This is a genomic window from Corynebacterium aurimucosum ATCC 700975, assembly GCF_000022905.1.
GTDB classification, from domain to species: Bacteria; Actinomycetota; Actinomycetes; order Mycobacteriales; family Mycobacteriaceae; genus Corynebacterium; species Corynebacterium aurimucosum_F.
This window is the reverse complement of sequence record NC_012590.1, coordinates 317,212-336,591: the sequence shown is the minus strand read 5'-3', so window position 1 is coordinate 336,591 and position 19,380 is coordinate 317,212. Positions and strand designations below refer to the sequence as shown.

19 protein-coding genes are annotated in these 19,380 nt (G+C 61.5%); 5 read left to right on the top strand and 14 right to left on the bottom strand.

The window, feature by feature from the left end; translation table 11 throughout:
• Positions 1 to 7: 7 nt before the first annotated feature.
• From hemC to CAURI_RS01650, 3 genes are all read right to left on the bottom strand, one after another.
• Positions 8 to 898: a hydroxymethylbilane synthase gene (gene hemC, locus CAURI_RS01660; RefSeq protein WP_010189810.1), complete on the bottom strand. Its 891-nt coding sequence runs from the start codon at positions 896 to 898 to the stop codon at positions 8 to 10.
• Positions 899 to 2,275: a glutamyl-tRNA reductase gene (locus CAURI_RS01655; protein ID WP_010189811.1), complete on the bottom strand. Its 1,377-nt coding sequence runs from the start codon at positions 2,273 to 2,275 to the stop codon at positions 899 to 901. It lies immediately after the preceding gene.
• 105 nt (positions 2,276 to 2,380) lie between these two features.
• The gene (locus CAURI_RS01650; protein ID WP_010189812.1) at positions 2,381 to 2,620 is read right to left on the bottom strand and encodes a glutaredoxin family protein; all 240 of its coding nucleotides are present in this window, start codon (positions 2,618 to 2,620) and stop codon (positions 2,381 to 2,383) included.
• A gap of 106 nt (positions 2,621 to 2,726) precedes the next feature.
• Here CAURI_RS01650 and CAURI_RS01645 point away from each other — a divergent pair, with 106 nt between their 5' ends.
• Positions 2,727 to 3,743 (top strand): HAD-IB family hydrolase, encoded by a 1,017-nt coding sequence (locus CAURI_RS01645; protein ID WP_035117287.1) that lies wholly within the window; start codon positions 2,727 to 2,729, stop codon positions 3,741 to 3,743.
• Here CAURI_RS01645 and CAURI_RS01640 read toward each other — a convergent pair.
• Positions 3,740 to 4,318 (bottom strand): LURP-one-related/scramblase family protein, encoded by a 579-nt coding sequence (locus tag CAURI_RS01640; protein WP_010189814.1) that lies wholly within the window; start codon positions 4,316 to 4,318, stop codon positions 3,740 to 3,742. The genes CAURI_RS01645 and CAURI_RS01640 overlap by 4 nt on opposite strands.
• A gap of 232 nt (positions 4,319 to 4,550) precedes the next feature.
• On the opposite strand from CAURI_RS01640, the gene CAURI_RS01635 reads away from it, so the two are divergent.
• Positions 4,551 to 5,735 (top strand): HNH endonuclease signature motif containing protein, encoded by a 1,185-nt coding sequence (locus tag CAURI_RS01635; protein WP_049754620.1) that lies wholly within the window; start codon positions 4,551 to 4,553, stop codon positions 5,733 to 5,735.
• A gap of 118 nt (positions 5,736 to 5,853) precedes the next feature.
• Here the strand turns inward: CAURI_RS01635 and CAURI_RS13520 are convergent, their stop codons facing one another.
• The 5 genes from CAURI_RS13520 to CAURI_RS01615 form a co-directional block, all read right to left on the bottom strand.
• A complete protein-coding gene (locus tag CAURI_RS13520) occupies positions 5,854 to 5,955 on the bottom strand; it encodes a 30S ribosomal protein bS22 (protein ID WP_003855542.1) in 102 nt (33 codons plus the stop codon).
• A gap of 244 nt (positions 5,956 to 6,199) precedes the next feature.
• A complete protein-coding gene (locus tag CAURI_RS01630) occupies positions 6,200 to 6,388 on the bottom strand; it encodes a helix-turn-helix domain-containing protein (protein ID WP_010189818.1) in 189 nt (62 codons plus the stop codon).
• Between the two features lie 200 nt (positions 6,389 to 6,588).
• A complete protein-coding gene (proC, locus tag CAURI_RS01625; protein WP_010189819.1) occupies positions 6,589 to 7,380 on the bottom strand; it encodes a pyrroline-5-carboxylate reductase in 792 nt (263 codons plus the stop codon).
• A gap of 219 nt (positions 7,381 to 7,599) precedes the next feature.
• Complete coding sequence (locus CAURI_RS01620) at positions 7,600 to 8,439, bottom strand: hypothetical protein (protein WP_010189820.1); 840 nt, start codon at positions 8,437 to 8,439, stop codon at positions 7,600 to 7,602.
• Between the two features lie 9 nt (positions 8,440 to 8,448).
• The gene (locus CAURI_RS01615) at positions 8,449 to 9,378 is read right to left on the bottom strand and encodes a Ppx/GppA family phosphatase (RefSeq protein WP_012714802.1); all 930 of its coding nucleotides are present in this window, start codon (positions 9,376 to 9,378) and stop codon (positions 8,449 to 8,451) included.
• A 33-nt stretch (positions 9,379 to 9,411) separates the two neighbouring features.
• On the opposite strand from CAURI_RS01615, the gene CAURI_RS01610 reads away from it, so the two are divergent.
• On the top strand, positions 9,412 to 10,293 hold the full coding sequence (locus CAURI_RS01610) for a DUF3109 family protein (protein ID WP_010189823.1): 882 nt from the start codon (positions 9,412 to 9,414) through the stop codon (positions 10,291 to 10,293).
• On the opposite strand, the gene CAURI_RS01605 is transcribed toward CAURI_RS01610, so the two are convergent.
• The 4 genes from CAURI_RS01605 to mshA form a co-directional block, all read right to left on the bottom strand.
• Positions 10,290 to 10,988, bottom strand: a complete 699-nt coding sequence (locus tag CAURI_RS01605; protein WP_010189824.1) for a response regulator transcription factor — start codon at positions 10,986 to 10,988, stop codon at positions 10,290 to 10,292. The two genes, CAURI_RS01610 and CAURI_RS01605, sit on opposite strands and share 4 nt — an antisense overlap.
• Positions 10,985 to 12,250, bottom strand: a complete 1,266-nt coding sequence (locus CAURI_RS01600) for a sensor histidine kinase (RefSeq protein WP_010189825.1) — start codon at positions 12,248 to 12,250, stop codon at positions 10,985 to 10,987. Before CAURI_RS01600 ends, CAURI_RS01605 begins: the two co-directional genes overlap by 4 nt.
• A 75-nt stretch (positions 12,251 to 12,325) precedes the next feature.
• Positions 12,326 to 13,075, bottom strand: a complete 750-nt coding sequence (locus CAURI_RS01595) for a phosphoglyceromutase (RefSeq protein ID WP_029158966.1) — start codon at positions 13,073 to 13,075, stop codon at positions 12,326 to 12,328.
• An 89-nt stretch (positions 13,076 to 13,164) separates the two neighbouring features.
• Positions 13,165 to 14,430 (bottom strand): D-inositol-3-phosphate glycosyltransferase, encoded by a 1,266-nt coding sequence (gene mshA, locus CAURI_RS01590; RefSeq protein ID WP_010189828.1) that lies wholly within the window; start codon positions 14,428 to 14,430, stop codon positions 13,165 to 13,167.
• Positions 14,431 to 14,506: 76 nt separating this feature from the next.
• Here mshA and CAURI_RS01585 point away from each other — a divergent pair, with 76 nt between their 5' ends.
• Both CAURI_RS01585 and CAURI_RS01580 read left to right on the top strand, forming a co-directional pair.
• Positions 14,507 to 16,219, top strand: coding sequence for a long-chain-fatty-acid--CoA ligase (locus CAURI_RS01585; RefSeq protein ID WP_010189830.1), 1,713 nt, complete (start codon positions 14,507 to 14,509; stop codon positions 16,217 to 16,219).
• Positions 16,220 to 16,397: 178 nt separating this feature from the next.
• A complete protein-coding gene (locus CAURI_RS01580) occupies positions 16,398 to 18,137 on the top strand; it encodes a long-chain-fatty-acid--CoA ligase (protein ID WP_010189832.1) in 1,740 nt (579 codons plus the stop codon).
• Here CAURI_RS01580 and CAURI_RS01575 read toward each other — a convergent pair.
• Positions 18,134 to 19,060 carry a hypothetical protein gene (locus CAURI_RS01575; protein ID WP_029158967.1) on the bottom strand — a complete coding sequence of 309 codons (927 nt, stop codon included), beginning with the start codon at positions 19,058 to 19,060 and terminating at the stop codon, positions 18,134 to 18,136. The two genes, CAURI_RS01580 and CAURI_RS01575, sit on opposite strands and share 4 nt — an antisense overlap.
• Between the last annotated feature and the right edge of the window lie 320 nt (positions 19,061 to 19,380).

The following is a 19,380-nucleotide window of genomic DNA, read 5'->3' as shown; positions in this document are numbered from 1 at the left end:
CGTGCGGTTATTCCGCTGCCAGCACGTCCGCAGCTCCCTGAGCGAAGAGCTCCTTGGAGACCGCACGTCCCAATTCTTCTGCCTCGCTTGCCGCACCCTGGGCCTGAGCGATGAGCTGACGGGAACCGTCGAGGGCAAAGACACCGCCGCGAACGACCAGCTGCTCCCCTTCCCAGTGAGAGGTAGCGGCGACCGGCGCAGTGCAACCAGCCTCCAGCTGGGAGAGCACGGTGCGCTCGGCGCGGGTGGCGGCGGTGGCGGGGCCGTCGGCAAGCAAGGCAATGGCCTTCGCTGCCTCAGTTCCCTTCACTGCCTCGATAGCCAACGCGCCCTGCGCAGGCGCGGGCATGAAGACCTCCGGATCGAAGACCTCGGTGGCGCGCTCAGCATAGCCTGCGCGCACGAGGCCAGCGTAGGCCAGGAGGACGGCGTCGAGCTCGCCGCTGGTGACCTTACCCATGCGGGTATCGATATTGCCGCGCAGCGGACGAATATCCAGGTCCGGACGCATAGCGCGCAGCTGGCTGATGCGGCGCGGCGCGGAGGTGCCCACGCGCGCGCCCTCCGGCAGCTCCTTGAGGGTCAGACCATCGCGGGCGATGAGCGCCTCACGGACGTCCTGGCGCTGCGGCACCACGAGGTCGAAACGCTCGTCGGCAGCCGTGGGCAGGTCCTTGAAGGAGTGCACTGCGATCTCACACTCGCCGCGGTCGACAGCCTCACGCAGGGCCTGCGTAAACACACCCACACCGATGCGCTCCACGGGAGCCATGTTGACGTCACCCTGCGTGGTAACGATGTGCAGCTCGGCCTCATAGCCTTTCTGCTGCAACCACTCCTGCACGTGGCCGGACTGAGTAGTGGCCAGGAGGGATCCTCGGGTACCGATCTTCAACATCTATGCGTCCTTTTCTTCCTTAGTATTTTCCGCGGCTTCCATCTGCGCGGCATCCGGCAGCTCCGCCATGTCTACCGCCACGCCGCTGCCCTCCAGCTGGAGCCCAAAAAGCTCTTGCAACGCGGTCTCATGGCTAACCGTGCCGGAGTTGGCCGCGAGCTGCTTCGCGCGAACCGTGGGCTCGTGCAGCAGCTTATCCGCAACGCGCTTGAGTGCGCGATTGATATCTCCCATCTGGCGCTCGTCCAGCTCGGGGTGCTTCTGTTCCATCCGCGCTACCTCGCACTGGACCAGGTTTGCCGCCCGCTTGCGCAGTGCCGATACGGCTGGGACGACGTCGCGGACGCGCTGCTCGGAAGCATAGGATTCGAGTTCTTCACTGACGATGCGCCGCGCCTGCGCGTGTGGGCTGGTACCCGCTGCCAGATCGGTATCGGCCGCCTGCAGAGAGTTGTTGAGACGCTCGATATTGATCAGGTCGACTCCCTCGGCCTCTGCCACGGCATCATCAATATCGCGCGGCAGGGACAGATCCACGAGCATGAGTTCGCGGTCGGCCACGTGATAGCGCTCGACGTCGGCAGCCGTAATAGTGAAGCCCTGGGCTCCCGTGGCGGAAATCGCCACGTCCACATCGCGCAGAGCTTGGGCACGCTCCGAGAAGTCAATAACGTCTGCGTACACGCCCGCCTCATGAGCGTGCTGCGCCACGCGCTCCGCGCGGGCGATGGTGCGGTTCGCGATAATCAGGTGCGCACCCAGGCGCCCCGCGTGCGTTGCCGCCAGCGAGGCCATTGCACCTGCGCCCAAGATGAGCACGCGCTTGCCCGCGAGATCTTCCCTGCCCATGCGGCTTAGCGCCTGATCAAAAGCAAAGGAGACCATGGAGGAGCCCGCCTCATCGATCTCAGTTTCGGAATGCACCCGCTTGCCAGTACGCAGCGCGGACTGTGCCAGCGCGTGGATGCGCGGGCCGACGGTTCCTTGCTCCGAAGCAAACTGGTAGGCGGTGCGCACCTGGCCGATGATTTGCTGCTCACCCACCACCATCGAGTCGAGGCCGGAGGTCACCATCATGAGGTGCTCGGCGGCGGCGTCGGCATAGCGCACATAGAGATAGGAGCGCAGCTTCTCCTCCTCCACCCCGGAGACTTCAGCGAGGTTGTGCACGACATCCTGGACGCCGGAGTGGAAAGAGTTAGTGACGGTATAGACCTCAAGGCGGTTACAGGTGGAGATAATCATCGCCTCGCTCAACGAGCCTGCCGATACCATGGCACGGCAGGTGTCATTCTGCACGGTCTCGTCCATGCTCAGCTTTTCCAGCAGCGCTACCGGCGCCGACTGATGCGACATGCCCACGACGAGCACACTCATGCACAACCCTCCAGTTTTGCATCATCCCTTTGGATGACATAGATCATCCAAAAGACTACTAGTTTTCAGCTCGTTTCCGAAACTCGCGGAAGTCTCCAGGGAAAGCTACTCCATCAGCGCCTGCGCTAGCTCCTCGTTGTCCACTTCCCAGCAGGAGAACTCCTCGCCATCAATCACCACAACGGGGACGCGATCACCATATTCCATGGCCAGCTCCGCGTCCTCATCAACGTTGCGTACTTTAAGCTCTGCCCCAGCCTGTTGAACCACCGGGGTAATCTGCTCCAGAACGCGCGCGCAGGAGCCGCACGTGGTACGCACCATCAGCTCGACGACGTGAGACATTAAGAACTCCTCGATAGGACGTAGAACGGTTCGCGGTTTACTATGGACACGTTAGTCTTCCCACCCTATGAAAGCTGAACGCGTGCCTCTCCCGCTCCCTCCTGGTATGCCCGATTCTCCCCGCGAGTTCCTTGCCAATTGGACCGCAAGCAGGGGAAACTTGCGCAATTTCCTGGAGCAGCAGGCCTTCGCACCGCTGGGTGAAGAGCACCAGAGGGCGGCCGGTGAGGCGTCGGCAGCCGCGGCGGTAGAGCACCTCTTCGGCATCGACCTGGAAGCTTTCTCTTCTGGCGTGGATTCTGTTCGGGGTTCCTTCGAATCCGCCGGCGCGCGCTCCATCACCGAGCCAGACCCGGACATCCCCCAAGACGTCGGCGCTGCGGCTTTCTTCGACGTGGATAACACCTTGGTCCAGGGCTCTTCGCTTGTGTCCTTTGCCCTGGGGCTGGCACGCCGCCGCTATTTCAAACTTTCTGAGATCCTTCCCATCGCATGGAAGCAGCTGAAATTCCGTGTCTCCGGTTCGGAGAATGCCGCCGACGTGGCCGCGGGGCGCGTGCAAGCGCTCGAGTTTGTCAAGGGCCGCTCGGTGGAGGAAATGGTGGCGTTGTGCGAGAGCATCGTGGACCAATCCATGGCCCGCAAGGCCTACCCGGGCACGAAGCAGCTGGCGCAGATGCACCTCGATGCCGGCCAGCAGGTATGGCTGGTCACCGCCACCCCCGTGCAGCTGGCGCAGATTCTGGCGCAGCGTTTCGGTTTCACCGGCGCTCTCGGCACCGTGGCGGAGGTCAAAGATGGCCGCTTCACCGGCCGCCTCGTAGGCGATATCCTCCACGGGCCGGGTAAGAAGCACGCCGTGGCGGCGCTGGCCACCTTGGAGAATCTCGATCTTGAGCGCTGTACCGCCTACTCCGACAGCGCCAACGATGTCCCGATGCTTTCTATGGTGGGAACCCCCGTGGCCATCAATCCGGATTCCAAGCTGCGCGATATTGCAGAAGAAAAAGGCTGGCTCATCCGCGATTACCGCTCCGTGCGCAAGGCCGTGCGCACCTACGGCCTCCCTGCGCTAGCCACCGCGCTCTTCTCCTATGGCAGCTGGCGCTTCGTGCGCCGCTAGTCGCTGCTCTGCGCCTTGGTGCGCAGCATGTCCATGCACATGACCGCACCAATCAGCCCGGCATGCTGTTGCGGGTCAAGCCCCGGCGCGATGCTGAGGCGGTACGTATTCTTCCCAGCGAGGAACCGGCCCACTCCTCCCCACTCGTTGCGCACCTCCGCCAACGGCTGACCCTGGCTGGTAATCGTGATATTCCAATCCCACACATCGCCTTCAATCTCAATCTCCGGGAAGCCCTCCATTTCCAAGCTCAGGCGCGTCTTCAGGAGGGAGAATTTCTTGGTCACGACCGCCATGGGCTTCTCGACGCCCGGCAAATACACCTCATAGGTATCCCTCACAAAGTTCGGCGGATCCTTAATCACCATGAGCGGCTGCTGCGGATTACCTTGTTCATCGGTAAAAGCAACCTCGAGGCTGCGGGAAGAGTTGAAGAACATGTCCTTCAGGCTCGTCGACTGCAGAATCGTCCCGACGGGCACACCTTGTTCATCGGCGATCAGGAATTCATCCTGCATAAAAGACTTGGTCTGTGAGATAACCAGGCTGTCAAGGGTGAGGAGTCTAGGCAACATAGTTCGCCATCCTACGTACGTGATGGGCTCCTGTGGGGCGGAGGAATAGGATTCCCCATCCTGACTTTGAGGTCAAATATACGCTCAATAGGGAGAACTAACATACAGACATATTGGCTGTTCAGGATAGATGTCCGGAGCATGTTTTATAGTGCGTTTAGAACATATAACCGATACGTCAAACCCGGGGGACACCGTGAACACCGCAACCCAAACCGCCTACTTTTCCCATATGAATCCTGATTGCGCCCTCGCCGTGGAGCGCAGTGCCGCCCGCCGCGCAGACTACCGCTCGTGGGTAGCTGCCATGCCAGACCTTGATGAGGATTTTGATGTCGCGTGCCAGAGGCTCGTCGCCAAGCTTGGCGTCGGCGACTATACCGTGAGTGAATGCTGCCTGGCCGTGCACCGCCTTACGGAGCTCCCGCAGGTCAAGGCATTACAGGACAGCCAATTCCTACTGGACATGAAGGCTCTCATCACCATCGACCGCACCCTGACAAAGCTGGGCGCGTTGCCGCCGGAAACGCTCGCGCTTATCGACGATGCCTTGATCACCTTCTTCACCCCCACCTCCCCGAACCAGGTCTTTCCTACCCCGGCGCAGATTGGACGCAAGCTGCGCGATATTTGCAAGAGCATCGATAAGACTTTTTCCTTCCGCGAATCCCCAAAGAAGGACTCATATACCTTCACTGATACCGGCCAGCGCGGCATCCTAGAGCTCAATACGGATAGCGCCACGGGCATGATTTTGGATGGCTACATCAAACAGGCAGCGAAGGAGAATGGGCTCTCGCAGGCCGATGCTTTAAAGAAGCTCATCGCCGGCAGTATCTCCCCGCCGGTGACCGTTATTCTGCACACCTATCAAGCCAGCGATATCGACAACGCCCCCACCTTCGTCCAAGGCTATGGATGGACGTCACAGGACATGCCCGCCACACGCACGCGCGACCTCTCCTCGCAGCCGCCGGAATCACGCAGCTACATCGCCTCGGAGCTCATCCGTAAATACGTGGAAGGCCGGGATGGCACCTGCCGCGCTCCGGGATGCAACCGGCCGGCTTACCTATGCCAGATGGACCACCGCGTCAACTACGCCGACGGCGGCGCCACGCACCCGCGCAACTTGGCCAGTTTGTGCCAGCACCACCACAATATGAAGACTGATGGGCGCGCGCACTACATCATGGACCCGCACACCGGGGACATCGTGTGGCTCTACGAAGACGGGACCTGGGCCATGACGGAGCCGACTGGTCCGCTGGCGAAGAAGACGAAGCGTTGGGCACAAACGGTGGCTCAGAAAATTTCAGCCACCCGCGAGCGCGCCCAGCAGGAAGCTCAGGAAGCACAGGCCGCTGCCGAGGAACCCCGCACCCCGGCCTCCCCTCAGGAAGACATTCCGTTCTAAGCGGCTTCGTCGTCTGAAACGACGGCGCGGTCATCTAAAACGACGGGAAGGAGAAAAATAACAGAAACTCCCCGCCACGATCCCAAAAAGGACCATGCGGGGAGTTGCAGGCGAAGTTTTACTTGCCCAGCTTGCGACGCTGAACGCGGGTGCGGCGCAGCATCTTGCGGTGCTTCTTCTTGGACATGCGCTTGCGGCGCTTCTTGATGACAGAACCCATAGTAGGTTTCCTCACTTTCGGTATCAGTACGTACGTAAACCGGCCGGCAACGCCTAAAATGAAACCACACACGGTGCACTCGTGGCGGCCCCTGCGAAACAGGGAGACACAGGCATACCAGTGCCGAAACGAATGTTCACTATCTTACCTAGCGGCCTGCCCAGCACCAAAACTAAGGGCAGCGCCCACCGCCGCGGACCGCGAGTGGTCCGCAGTGGTGGGCGCTGCCAGAAAGAGGTGAACCCTAGGCTCCGTATACGGAGGCCTCAAGGTATTCCTTGACGGCAGATTCGTGGACGCGGAAGGAGCGTCCCACACGCACGGCCGGCATGTCACCTGCATGAACCAACCTGTACACCGTCATCTTGGAGACACGCATGATCTCCGCAACTTCGGCGATGGTCAGGAAAGTTCCCTTATCTTCATTCGTCATAGTTTATTTAACCCTTCAGCACGTGACGCGCTGTAGGCTTCCCCTCCCACAGGACTATCACGCACGCGCTCCTGCCAGCTTAGCGTGAAACGTGTGACTAATGCGACCCAAGAGCTAATTTTTTCCTCTTTCGCACCGCTGTTCCCCATCAAGCCCGTGTGACAACATATGCCACAGGGCTACCAGAACGGCGGGAACTTTTAAGCAAGCTCCTGCGCACGCTGGGTACATGCTTCGGCGGCACGGAAGAACGCGCCCCGCAGGCCAGACTCCTCAAGTTCACGAAGGGCGGCAGCAGTGGTTCCCCCCGGGGAGGTTACGCCTGCGCGCAAAGCCACGGGATCCTTTCCGGATTCAGCCAGCATGGTGCCCGCGCCTTGGGCGGTGCGGGTGGCTAGCTTTTCGGCGACGTCACGGGTGAGGCCGAGCTGCACGCCGGCGTCGATCAGCGCTTCGGTGACAAGGAAGTAGTAGGCAGGAGCAGAGCCTGCCAGTGCGGTGGCTGCGTCGATGTGCTTTTCCTCGATGACGGCAACCTCGCCAACGGCTTCCAGAAGCTTGACCACGCCAGCCTGCTGCTCCTCGGTGACGTGGGAACCACCCGCGCAGGTGCACATACCCTTGCCCACCAACATGGGGGTGTTAGGCATGACGCGGACGACTGGCACGCTTTCGCCGGCGGCCTTCTCCAACGTCTCGAGGGTCAGTCCGGCAGCCATGGACACAACCACGGCCGTCGTGGGGATGTCGAGGCCTTCAAGGAGCTCCTCGATGGCATAGGGCTTCACACACGCAAAAATGTAATTCGCGCCGTCGATAGCCGCGGCATTATCGCTCGTGACCGACACGCCGTAAGCGCTCTTTAGCTCCTCGCCACGCTCGGAACGACGGTTGGTCACCACGATATCCGCGGCGTCATAGCCCGCATTCACCAGCCCGGAAACTAGAGCTTCGCCGATTTGTCCTCCACCAAGTACTGCAATTTTTGTCATGCTATCCAGGGTGCCAGAAAGGCCAGGATGCGGCCACCAGGCAACAGCGCTGCCTGCGAGCTAAGCTGCTGCCCCACTGACCCCGCGCATGCAAAAGACATCTGTTAAAAGGCGTTTTCTGCCCTAAAAACGCCCTTTGCAAGGGGTAGATGGCGTTTTCAGGGGCAAAGATACCTTTTGACAGATGCCTTGTAAGAAGGTGCCCTGCGGAACTGGTTCTTACATCACCACAAGGAGCGGGCCGAAGGTCAGCACTAGGCCGGCCACGGCTGCGAGGAACATGGAGAGACCATCGCGGCTGGTACGCAGTGCGTGGACGATGCCGACGATGACGCCGGTAACAACCACACCAAGCACCAGGACAACGAGGCGGTCGAAGCGATCCCAGAGGATCTCGAAGCCCTTGAACACGATGGCACCGAGCACGATGCCCACGAGGGCGAGCAGGACGACGGCGAAGGGGTTGAGCTTGCCCTCTTCTTCCTCGTCGTCATAGTCGTCATATTCTTCAACGTCGTGGTCGACTGCTTCGAGCTCACCCGTAGTGAAGGTGTCCACGGCGGCGTCCTGTGGCTTCTCATCGACCGGTGCGGCGGACTTTGCTTCAGGCTTGGTGGCCGTCTTTACCTCAGGCTTTTCAGCTTCCTTTGCATCAGCCTTCTGCTCAGGCTTGTCCTTGACCTTTTGGATGACGCGGGTGTCATCATCAGAGGGCTTCTCCGCAGGAACGGTGGCAGCCTGAGCCTTGTCGTCGGCGTTCTTCTCAGCCTTCTTCGGCGCTGGCTCCTGCTTGGGGGCTTCCTTCTTCGGAGTCTCTTCCTTGGACTCCTTCTTCGGCGCAGGAATCACCGGGGCCGTCTCATCGATGGAGACGTTCGAGTGCTTTGCCTCAGCCGGGGTTGCCTTGACCTTTTCGAGATTGCCGGTCAGCTCCGCAACTGAGATGCCGCCTTCATCGAGGCTCCGGCGACGGCGGCGGGGGCTCTTCTCCTCGCCGGGTCGGTCCTTCGCGTTACGGGCCAGCAGCTCCGCAACTGTCAACTGTTTCTTGTCAGCCACGTTTCTTTCCTATTCCAGTCCCTTATCGGTACGGCGCAAAATGACACCTTCTCGGAGAGCCCAGGGGCAGATCTCCAACTTTTCGATTCCCAGGGCACGCATGCTCGCCTCCGCCACTAAAGCACCGGCGACGATTTGATGCGATCGGGTAGAACTTACACCCTCAAGGTCCGCCCTGTCAGCTGCAGTCATACGGGAGATGAAGGAAATCAGCTGACGCAAACCCGGCGCCGTGAGCGTACGCTTCACGTAAGGGCCTGCCGAGGAAGGCGCAGCACCGGTCAATCGGGCCAGCGTGCGGAACGTTTTGGAGGTGCCCACGGCCAAACCCGCGGGGCCCAGCGCACGCATCTTATCGGCCACGCCGACCAGTTCCGCATCAATGTAATCCCTCAGCAAATTCACCTTGGATTTCTGCGGAGGATCAGTATCAAACCAGTTATGGGTCAGGCGGCCAGCTCCCAAGTCCAGGGAGAAAGCCATTTCCGGATGCTCGTCGGTACCAGTGGACAGCTCCAGCGAACCGCCACCGATATCGAGGTTGGTGATGCGGCCAGCGGACCAGCCATACCAACGGCGGGCGGCGAGGAAGGTCAAGCGCGCTTCCTCCTCACCCGACAAAATCTCTAGGCGGACGCCGGTTTGCTTCTCAACTTCATCGAGGACCTTGGCCGAGTTCGTGGCCGAGCGCACGGCAGAGGTAGCAAAGGCGATGAATTCATCACAGCCCAGCTTCTGGCCCAGCTCAGCGGCCTCACCCACGGCGGAGATGAGCTTCTTCATGCCCTTCTCGTGGATGTTGCCGTCCTTGTCTAGCTGTTCCACCAGACGCAGCGGGGTCTTCCAATCGCTCATCGGCGAAGGCCGCCCACCGGTTGCGGCGTCGACCGCAACGAGGTGGACGGTATTACTTCCGACGTCTAATACACCTAATCGCACGCCTCTAGAGTAGTAGGTCTACCGTGGGTAGGTGTGAATCGCCCGAAATCAAATGAAGTTTACCTGGGTTTTCCCGCCTCCTCCCCAGCGGCGGCTTCTATCTTGGCCGGCCGCGAAAAGGCCCCCGATTTTCCCAGAGAGTGGTTTGAATTTACGGATCCAAACGATCCACTCCACGTCTTTTCCATCGACCTGACCTGGCTCGAATCACACTATGCCTGCCAGTTTGGGACGGAGAGGTGCCACGGCATCGATAAGCAACAGCCCGACGTCGGCTGCTGCGTGCACGGCGCCTACATGGCTGATGAGACGGATCGAGAGCAGCTTCGCGACGCCGTCGCGCGCATGCCCGCCCGCTTCTGGCAGCACCGCCCTGCGGGGGTAGATGAGTTCCTGGAGCACGGAGAACCTGAGGAGCTGGAACCCTGGCTGGAATGGGATGAGCTCGACGGCGAGGATGGCGAGCCGGAACCGGCACTGAAGACGCCGCTTGTCGACGGCGCCTGCATCTTCGCCAACCGCGCCGGCTGGCCCACGGGCGCGGGCTGCGCTATCCACCAGTGGGCGCTCGAGTCGGGTGAGGAACTCACCGTGGTCAAGCCCGAGGTGTGCTGGCAGCTGCCGATTCGCCGGCACGAAGACTATGAGGAGCGCCCCGATGGGGAGGAAATCCTACGCACCACTATCGGCGAATATGACCGCCGCGGGTGGGGCAACGGCGGCGAGGACTTTGATTGGTATTGCTCGGCAGATCCCTCCTGCCACATTGCGGAAAAACCGCTGTGGAAGTCGCTGAAAACCGAGCTGATCGCGCTACTCGGGGAGGAGTGCTACGAAATCCTGGCCACGCACTGCGAAGCCCGGGCGCGGTCCGGGGTCGAGTTCCCGCGGCACCCGGCGGACCCCCGCGCTTAAGCCTCGAACTTATAGCCCAGGCCGCGCACCGTCACGAGTTGCTGTGGGCGGGAAGGCTCGGCCTCAATCTTGGAGCGGAGGCGCTTGACGTGAACGTCGAGGGTCTTGGTATCGCCCACATAATCCGCGCCCCAGATGCGGTCAATGAGTTGGCCGCGAGTCAGCACGCGTCCGGCGTTGCGCAGTAGGTATTCGAGGAGGTCAAACTCCTTGAGCGGCATGGATACCGGCTCGCCGGCCACGAGAACCGTGTGGCGCTCCACGTCCATGCGCACGCGGCCGCCTTCCAGGATTTGCTCGTCGGGCTCCTCCTCAGCGTGCTCGGAAGAGGCATCCTGGCCACGGCGCAGCACCGCGCGGATGCGGGCGATGAGCTCGCGGGAGGAATAAGGCTTGGTCACATAATCATCCGCGCCCAGCTCCAGGCCCACGACCTTGTCAATCTCCGAGTCGCGCGCGGTCACCATAATCACCGGCACAGAAGACGTCGTGCGCAGTTGCTTGCACACGTCCGTTCCAGACATTCCCGGCAGCATGAGGTCCAGCAGGACGATGTCTACGTTATTTGCCGCAAACTGTTCGAGCGCGCTGGGCCCGTCGGGGGCGAGGAGAACGTCGAATCCCTCCTTTCGGAGGAGGAAGGCGAGGGGATCGGCCAGCGACTCTTCATCTTCAACGATGAGGATGGTGGTCATTGCGCTTTATCCTTTCGACGAGCTGCTACACGCGCCACGGCGCGCTGCAAACCAGGGGCGGCAGAGCTGACGGCTCCGTCTTCTATATTATCCCGGTTAATAAGATTATCTGCTGGCTTCTCTTCGGTATATATAGGGAGCTCGATTGTGAAAGTCGAGCCAGTTCCGGGGCGTGACCACAACTTGATATTGCCGCCGTGATTAGCCACGACATGCTTCACAATGGCCAAGCCGAGGCCAGTCCCGCCGGTCTGCCGGGAGCGTGCCTTATCCACGCGGAAGAAGCGCTCAAATACCCGCTTCTGATCTTCCGGGGCGATGCCGATGCCGCGGTCCGTGACTCTGATATGCACGACCTTCCCGCCGACGACCTTCTGCGTCACCGATACCGGAAGCTCATCCGGCGAATAGTGGATGGCGTTGGAGATCAAGTTTGAGATCGCCGTAACCAGGAGGGATTTATCTCCCATCACATGAACACCTGCGGATTCGCCGCGGGTGAGCTGGTTGTGGTGGGAATCGGCGGCGAGCTGGTTGCGGGTAATGGCCTCATCGATGACGTCATCGAGGTCGAGAGGCTCCATTTCTGGCAGCGCCTCCGCGCCCTGCAGCTTGGACAGGGAAATCAGCTCGCTGACCATCTCGGCCATGCGGGCGGCTTCCTTTTGCACCCTGCTGCCGAAGTACTCGACGTGCTCGGGATCCCCCGTGTCCTCGAGGAGGGCCTCGGCTAGTAGGGCGATGCCGCCCACCGGGGTCTTCAACTCGTGCGACACGTTAGCCACGAAGTCACGGCGGGCAGATTCCATGCGCACCGATTCGGACTCGTCGGTGCCGTAGACGATGACGAAGCGATCGTCGTTCAGCGTCAGCGGCTGAACCACCGCGCGTACCTGAATCACGCGGTTACCGGTGCGCCGCTTGGGAATGGCAAGGTCCAGCGTTCGGGTCTCCTTATCGTCGAAGACCTCTTCCGCCACCTTCCAAATATCGGGGTTCACGGCACGGTCGTGCACCATCGACATTTCGTGGGACGCAGGGTTGGAAAAGATGACTTCTTTATCGCGCGAGAGCACCGTCATGCCGGCCGGCGAGCCCGCCACGGCGAGGTGCAGGACCTGGCTCACGCTGGTGACCTGGTTGGCGTCCGCATCGCGGACACGGCGGCGCTCCATGCGTTCACGGAACCGAGTCAGCACCGGAATGGCTAGGCCGCAGGCCACCACGCCGGCAAGAAAAGCTAAAACCAGTTCCACAATCATTCACGCCCCTACAAAGAATCCCCAAGGAGTATATGCTCCCTGGGGATTGCGCGCAGCACGCAGCTTGCTCGGTGTTTAGTTCTTTCCACCCTGAGCAGCCACGGCGGCAGCGCCGGCAGCGGCAGCTTCCGGATCCAGGTAGGTGCCGCCGGGGTTCACCACGGAACCGTCCTCGGTGATCTCGTAGACCAGTGGGATGCCAGTCGGGATGTTGAGGCCGGCAATCTCCTCATCGGAGATCTGATCCAAGTGCTTGACCAGCGCACGCAGGGAGTTGCCGTGTGCGGCGATGAGAACGGTTTCACCCTTCTTGGCGCGCGGGAGGATCTCCTCCTCGAAATAAGGAACGAAGCGCTCGACGACGTCCTTCAGGCACTCGGTGCGCGGAACCTGATCCAGGTTGGCGTAGCGCGGGTCACCGGCCTGGGAGTACTCGGCGCCATCCTCCAGCTCCGGCGGCGGGGTGCCGTAGGAACGGCGCCATGCCATGAACTGCTCCTCGCCGTACTTGTCCTTGGTCTCGGCCTTGTTGAGGCCCTGCAGGGCACCGTAGTGGCGCTCGTTCAAACGCCAGTCACGCACGACCGGGATCCAGTGGCGGTCCGCAGCGTTGAGCGCGATGTTGGCGGTGCGGATGGCGCGGCGCAGCAGGGAGGTGTAGACAACGTTCGGCAGGATGCCCTGTTCCTTGAGCAGCTCGCCGCCACGCTTGGCCTCACCCTCACCCTTGGCGGTGAGGTTGACATCAACCCAACCGGTGAACTGGTTGGACTCGTTCCATTCGGACTGTCCGTGTCGAAGTAGAATCAGCTTTCCGTTACTCATAAACACCAGCATGCCACGTTTTTCGGCAGCTCGCCTGTGAACCCGAGCACATCACCCCTAAGTGTGGGTTTGTGCCCACTTGTGTGGGATTAGTATCCGATTGCCCGGCGCGCGTGGCAGTCCGGAATCTCAATACTCATCGCGTCGGCATAAATATTCTCCAACTGGGTGGCGGCCGCTGCCCAACTGAATTGCTGGGCGTGATCGACGGCGGCTTCGCCCATGGAGATGCGGCGGGGGTCGTCGTCAAGCAACTGCTCTAGCGCGTCGGCCCAATCCTGCGCCGAATGGGAGTGGACGAGCAGGCCAGTATCGCCGTCCGCAACCGCGATGGGCAAGCCGCCGACAGCCGCCGCCACGACGGGCGTTCCGGAAGCCTGGGCCTCCATGGCCACCAGCCCAAAGGACTCGTTATAACTGGGCACCGCGACGATATCCGCGGCCTGATAGATGGCCACGAGCTCCTGCGGCGGGCGCGGGCTGAGGAAACGCACGACGCGCTCCACCCCCAGCTCGCGGGCCAGATTGTGGTAGGTGTCCGGCGAGGAATTCGCCCCGGAGGCGCCGCCACAGATGACCACGCGCAGGCGACGATCCGGATCGCGCTCCATCAGCTCCGCCGTTGCGCGAATGAGTACGTCAGGGCCCTTGAATTTTTGCAGGCGGCCCACAAACGCCACCACCTTGGTGTGCAGGGGGATGCCCAGCTGGCGGCGCGCACGCTCCGTCATGCGGTCCGTGCCCGGGGTGTAGAGATCCGTATCCGCACCCGGGGAGACCACAACGATATTGTCCGGCGATGCATCATAGTGCTCGATCAGATCGCGGGTTTCCTGGGCGGTGTTGACCACCAGGATGTCGGCGTTATCCACCAGTTGCTGCTCGCAGATTCGGCGGGCTTCGGTCTCCGGGGTGTCATCGAGCGTGCGGTGCACGTTCTTCACCGCGGCCAGCGTGTGCGCGGTGTGGACGAGGGGGATATCCCAAAGGTCACGCAGCAGCCAACCCACCTGACCGGAGAGCCAGTAGTGGGAGTGGATGACGTCATAGTCCACCTCAAAACAGCGCGCGAAGTTGAAGATGCCACCCGTGAACGCGGCCAGCTGGGTGGGCAGTTCCTCTTTGCTCAAACCTTCATAGGGCCCCGCCACGATGTTGATGACGCGCAGGCGCTCCTCGACGTCTACCACTTCCCCCTGACTGGGGCGCGTGGCGCGGGTGAAAATATCGACCTCTACGCCGAGGCGCGCGAGCTGGCGGGCAGTGTTGAGAACATAGACGTTCATACCGCCTGCATCCCCGGAACCGGGCTGTTCAAGGGGCGAGGTGTGCATGGAAATCATCGCGATGCGCATAATTGTCCAGTGTATCCCGAAACGAGCCGCGTTATACTGGTCCGTACCTCAACCTACGCGACCGAAAGGTGAATCGATGTCGGCATACGAGTCCAAGGCGTGGCTCCAGTACTACCCGGAGTGGACCCCGCACAGCTTGGAGTACGGGGACACCACGCTTCTCGACGTTTACGACAACAACCTCGCGCTCCACCCCGACAAGCCGGCAACCTACTTCTTCGGCCGCACGCAGACCTACGCCGAGCTGGACAAGCAGGTCCGCCGCGCCGCCGCCGGTCTGCGCGCCTTCGGCGTGCGCCCGGGAGACCGCGTTGCCATCGTCGCGCCCAACTGCCCGCAGTTCATCTCCGCTTTCTGGGCCGTGCTCAAACTGGGCGCCATCGCAGTTCTGCACAACCCGCTCTACACCGCCCATGAGCTGGAGGGTCTGTTTAAGAACCACGGCGCGCGCATCGCTATTGCGTGGGATAAGACGGCCTCCACCTTGGAGAAGCTGCGCCCGACGACCTCCCTGGAGACCGTCGTCTCTATCAACATGATCAACGCGATGCCGACTCCGCAGCGCCTGGCCCTGCGTCTGCCTATTCCGCCGCTGAAGTCCAAGCGCGATCAGCTCACCGCCCCGGCGCCGAACACGGTGCCGTGGGAGTCCCTCGTGGGCAACGCCATTGGCGGCGACGGTTCTGATGTCATCACGCCGGAGGAAGTCACCAAGGACACCACCGCGCTGATCCTCTACACCTCCGGCACCACGGGTAGCCCCAAGGGTGCGGAGCTGACCCACGGCAACCTCTTCTCCAACCTCTTGATGGGCAAGCACTGGGTACCGGGCCTGGGTGATTCCCCTGAGCGCATGCTCGCCGCACTCCCCTTCTTCCACGCCTATGGCCTGACCATGAACGCCACCTTGGCGCCGCTCATCGCCAGCGAGCTGGTTCTGATTCCGAGCCCGCAGATGCCGCTCATCATGGACCTGATGAAGAAGCACACCCCAACCTGGGTACCGGGTGTGCCGACCTTGTACGAGCGCATCGTGGCGAAGGCGGAAGAAAACGACGTCTCCCTCGACGGCGTGCGCGCGGCCTTCTCCGGTGCATCCACCCTGCCGGTCAATACCGTGGAGAAGTGGGAGAAGTACACCGGCGGCATGCTCGTGGAGGGCTATGGCCTGACGGAGTGCTCGCCCATCATCGTGGGCAACCCCATGAGCAACGACCGCCGCCCCGGCTACGTGGGCATCCCTTTCCCGGACACTGAGATTCGCATCGCTAACCCGGAGAACCTGGATGAAACCATGCCGGATGGCCAGGAGGGCGAGGTTCTTGCCCGCGGCCCGCAGATTTTCAAGGGTTACTTCGGCGATGAGGAAGCCACCGAGAAGGCCTTCCACAATGGCTGGTTCCGCACCGGTGATATGGGCGTGATGGAGGAAGATGGCTTCATCCGCTTGGTCAGCCGCATCAAGGAAATCATCATCACCGGCGGCTTCAACGTCTACCCCGGCGAGGTTGAGGAAACGCTGCTGGACCACCCGGACGTGGCGGAGGCCGCCGTGGTGGGCCGCCCGCGTTCGGACGGCTCGGAAGACGTCGTGGCCTGCATCGTGCTGAACGACGGCGCCGCGCTCGACCCCGAGGGCCTCAAGGACTACTGCCGCGAGCGCTTGACCCGCTACAAGGTGCCTCGCACCTTCTACCACTTTGAGAAGCTGGCCACCGACCAGCTGGGCAAGATTCGTCGCCGCGAGGTTCAAGCAGACCTGCTTGAGCGCCTCAAGGCGGAGAAGTAGCACGCCATAACCCCGGAGCGATCCCTGCGTGATAGACGCACATCACCGGGGTTATTGATTTGTCCCGAAAAGATTTCGTTACTTTAAGCAACTTTGCTAAGTTTTGCGAGACTTCTGTCACAGATTGGCTATACTGTTCCACACATAACAAGTTTGACCACCTAAGGAGTTCGCGAACATGTCCGAATCCCCTGCCCAGGCCCCCTCCGCCTTTGAGTCGAAAGCCTGGCTCCAGTATTACCCTGAGTGGACTAAGCCCAATCTGGATTACGGCACCGAAACGCTCTTGGACTCCTACCGAGAAACCGTGGAAGAGTTCGGCGAAAGGCCCGCCACGTGGTTCTTTGGCCACCAAATGACCTACCGCGAACTCGATACCCACGTGCGCGCCGCCGCAGCGGGGCTTAAGGCCTTCGGCATTCGTCCCGGCGACCGCGTCGCCGTGGCACTCCCCAACTGCCCCCAGCACGTGGCGGTCTTCTATGCCATCTTGAAGCTCGGGGCGACCGTCGTGGAGCACAACCCGCTCTACACCGCGGCCGAGCTCGAGCCCCTCTTCCAAGACCACGCCGCCCGCGTGGCCGTGGTCTGGGATAAGGCGAGCCCGGTCTTTGAGGAGCTGCGTGATACCACGCCGCTGGAAACGATCGTCACGGTCAACATGATCGAGGCCATGCCGCGCCCCAAGCAGCTGCTACTGCGCTTGCCACTTCCCATCATTAAGGACAAGCGCGCCGAGCTCTCAATTCCCGCCCCTAACACCGTTCCGTGGAGCACGCTCACCGGGCGCGCCATCGGCGGACAAGGCCAGAAGCTACAGGATGCCAAGGTCAACCGCGAAGATACCGCGCTGATCCTTTACACCTCCGGAACCACCGGCAAGCCCAAAGGCGCGGAGTTAACCCACTCCAACCTCTACTGCAACATGAAGATGGCGGAAGCGTGGGTCCCCGAAATCGGCAAGAAGCCCGAGCGCATGCTCGCTGCCCTCCCCCTCTTCCACGTCTATGGCCTCACCCTCATCGCAGCCCTCGGCGTACACATTGGCGGCGAGTTAGTCCTCACCCCGGCGCCAAAGATTCCGCTGCTCCTCGACATTATGAAGAAGCGCCGCCCCACTTGGATGCCGGGTGTGCCCACGATCTACTCCAAGGTCATGGAGGCAGCCAAGGAACAGAACATCGATCTCCACGGCATCGAAAACAGTCTCTCGGGTGCAGCGGCGTTGCCAGAGGACATCGTTGAGGAATGGGAAACACTCACCGGTGGCCTACTCGTGGAAGGCTACGGGCTCACGGAAACCTCGCCGATTGTCGCTGCAAACCCGCTCAACACGAGCCGCCGCCCCGGCTACATCGGCATTCCCTTCCCGGATACCGAGGTGCGCATCGGCAACCCAGACAACCTCAGCGAGACCCAGCCGGATGGCACCGCGGGCGAGCTCCTCGTGCGCGGGCCGCAGGTATTCAAGGGTTACTTCAACATGCCTGAGGCCACCGAGCAGTCCTTCCACGATGGTTGGTACCGCACGGGCGACATGGCGATCATGGAGTCCGATGGCTTCATCAAGATCGTCTCCCGCATCAAGGAGATGATCATTACCGGCGGCTTCAATGTGTACCCGGCCGAGGTGGAAGACGTTATCCGCCAGCACCCGGACGTCACCAACGTGGCCATCGTCGGCCGCCCGCGCGCGGATGGTTCCGAGGATGTCGTGGCCTGCATCATCCTGGAGGATGGCGCGGTGCTCGATCCGGAGGGCCTCAAGGACTACTGCCGCGAGCGCCTGACCCGCTACAAGGTGCCGCGCACCTTCTACCACTTCGAACACCTGGCCTCCGACCAGCTGGGCAAGGTCCGCCGCCGCGAAGTGCAGAAGGACCTGCTGAAACTGCTCGGAGAAGAGGCTCCCGCCTAGGCCGCGCGGTCGATATAGCGCATCACGCGCGTGGGGTTGAAGGTTCGGTAGAACGCTTCACCAGCACCGACAAGCTGGCTCACCAACGTGCTGAGCTGCCAATCCAGCTGCTCATCGGTGTAGCCCCACTTCGTGGGGATGCGGGCCGTGGTCACGAGGACCAAGTCCTGCTCATCGCCGCCGTCGAGGTTCACCACTTCGATGCGAGCAGAGTAGACATACTGGTCGTCATTCATGAACTCGGCCCAGCGCACGAGCGCATCCAGGTCACACGCGCAGCGGCCGGAGGGGGTGACGAGGCTGAGCTCAATATCCCCGGAGCCATCGCGAGCAGCTTCAATAGTGATCGCGTGTTCATTAATAAGGATGCTCACGGCTCCATTCCGGTGGTCCACTACGTGAACGGGCGTGCCGATCATCGCCAGGCGCGTGGCACGCTCGTGCACCCGCCACATCCCCACCGCTGAAACCCCATAGGCCTCGCTGAAATAGTGGGGAGATACCGGCTTAAGCCCAGACCCCTTCTGTGGCTTGGACGGCTCCTCCGGAAACTGTTCATCCAGGCGCGCGAAGACCGCTGACATCTCGGCCGCATAGCCCGCAATAATGCTCTTGAGCTGAGCGTTCGTGGCCGTCGACGGCAGATAGGGCGGCGCGAAGACCCGCAGGTGGGTATGCATAGCGGAGCTTCCACAAGGCTCGGCCACGAGGCTGCCGGATATTACACCGCCGTTGAGATCGTTGACTTCCATACGCAACGGCTGCCGGTCCGGGTCGAAGCACACCGCGCCGCCCCAATACCCAAGGACACAGAGGCCGCCCATCTCTTCGTTGACGTCGATGCTTAAGAATCCGCCCGCAATTTTGATGGTGGGCATGCCGGTCGAGGAATCCTCTTCAAGCTTTCCGGCCAGCTTGGTCATGGTTTTGATTACTCGGCTTTTGCTGAGCCGAGCCGGTGTCTTAGTCGTTTTCTCTGGTGTTGATTGAGACATAGTCCCCCCTAGTTTTTCTTTTCATTCATGCTGCGCGGGCCGATGCCGAGCCACCCCTGCTCCTCCCCGAGCCGCTGCAGTGAGGCCAAGAATACAAAAGGTTGCGCAACTTCGCGCGGCGGAGACGCGGCGAGCACCCCCAAAAACCAAACGTGAGAAAAACCTCACATTTTCCGCGCGGGAGGCCGCTTTGCGCGAAAGCTTCGACTACGGTGGCACATCATGATTGTTCTGTAGGGCTAACTAAT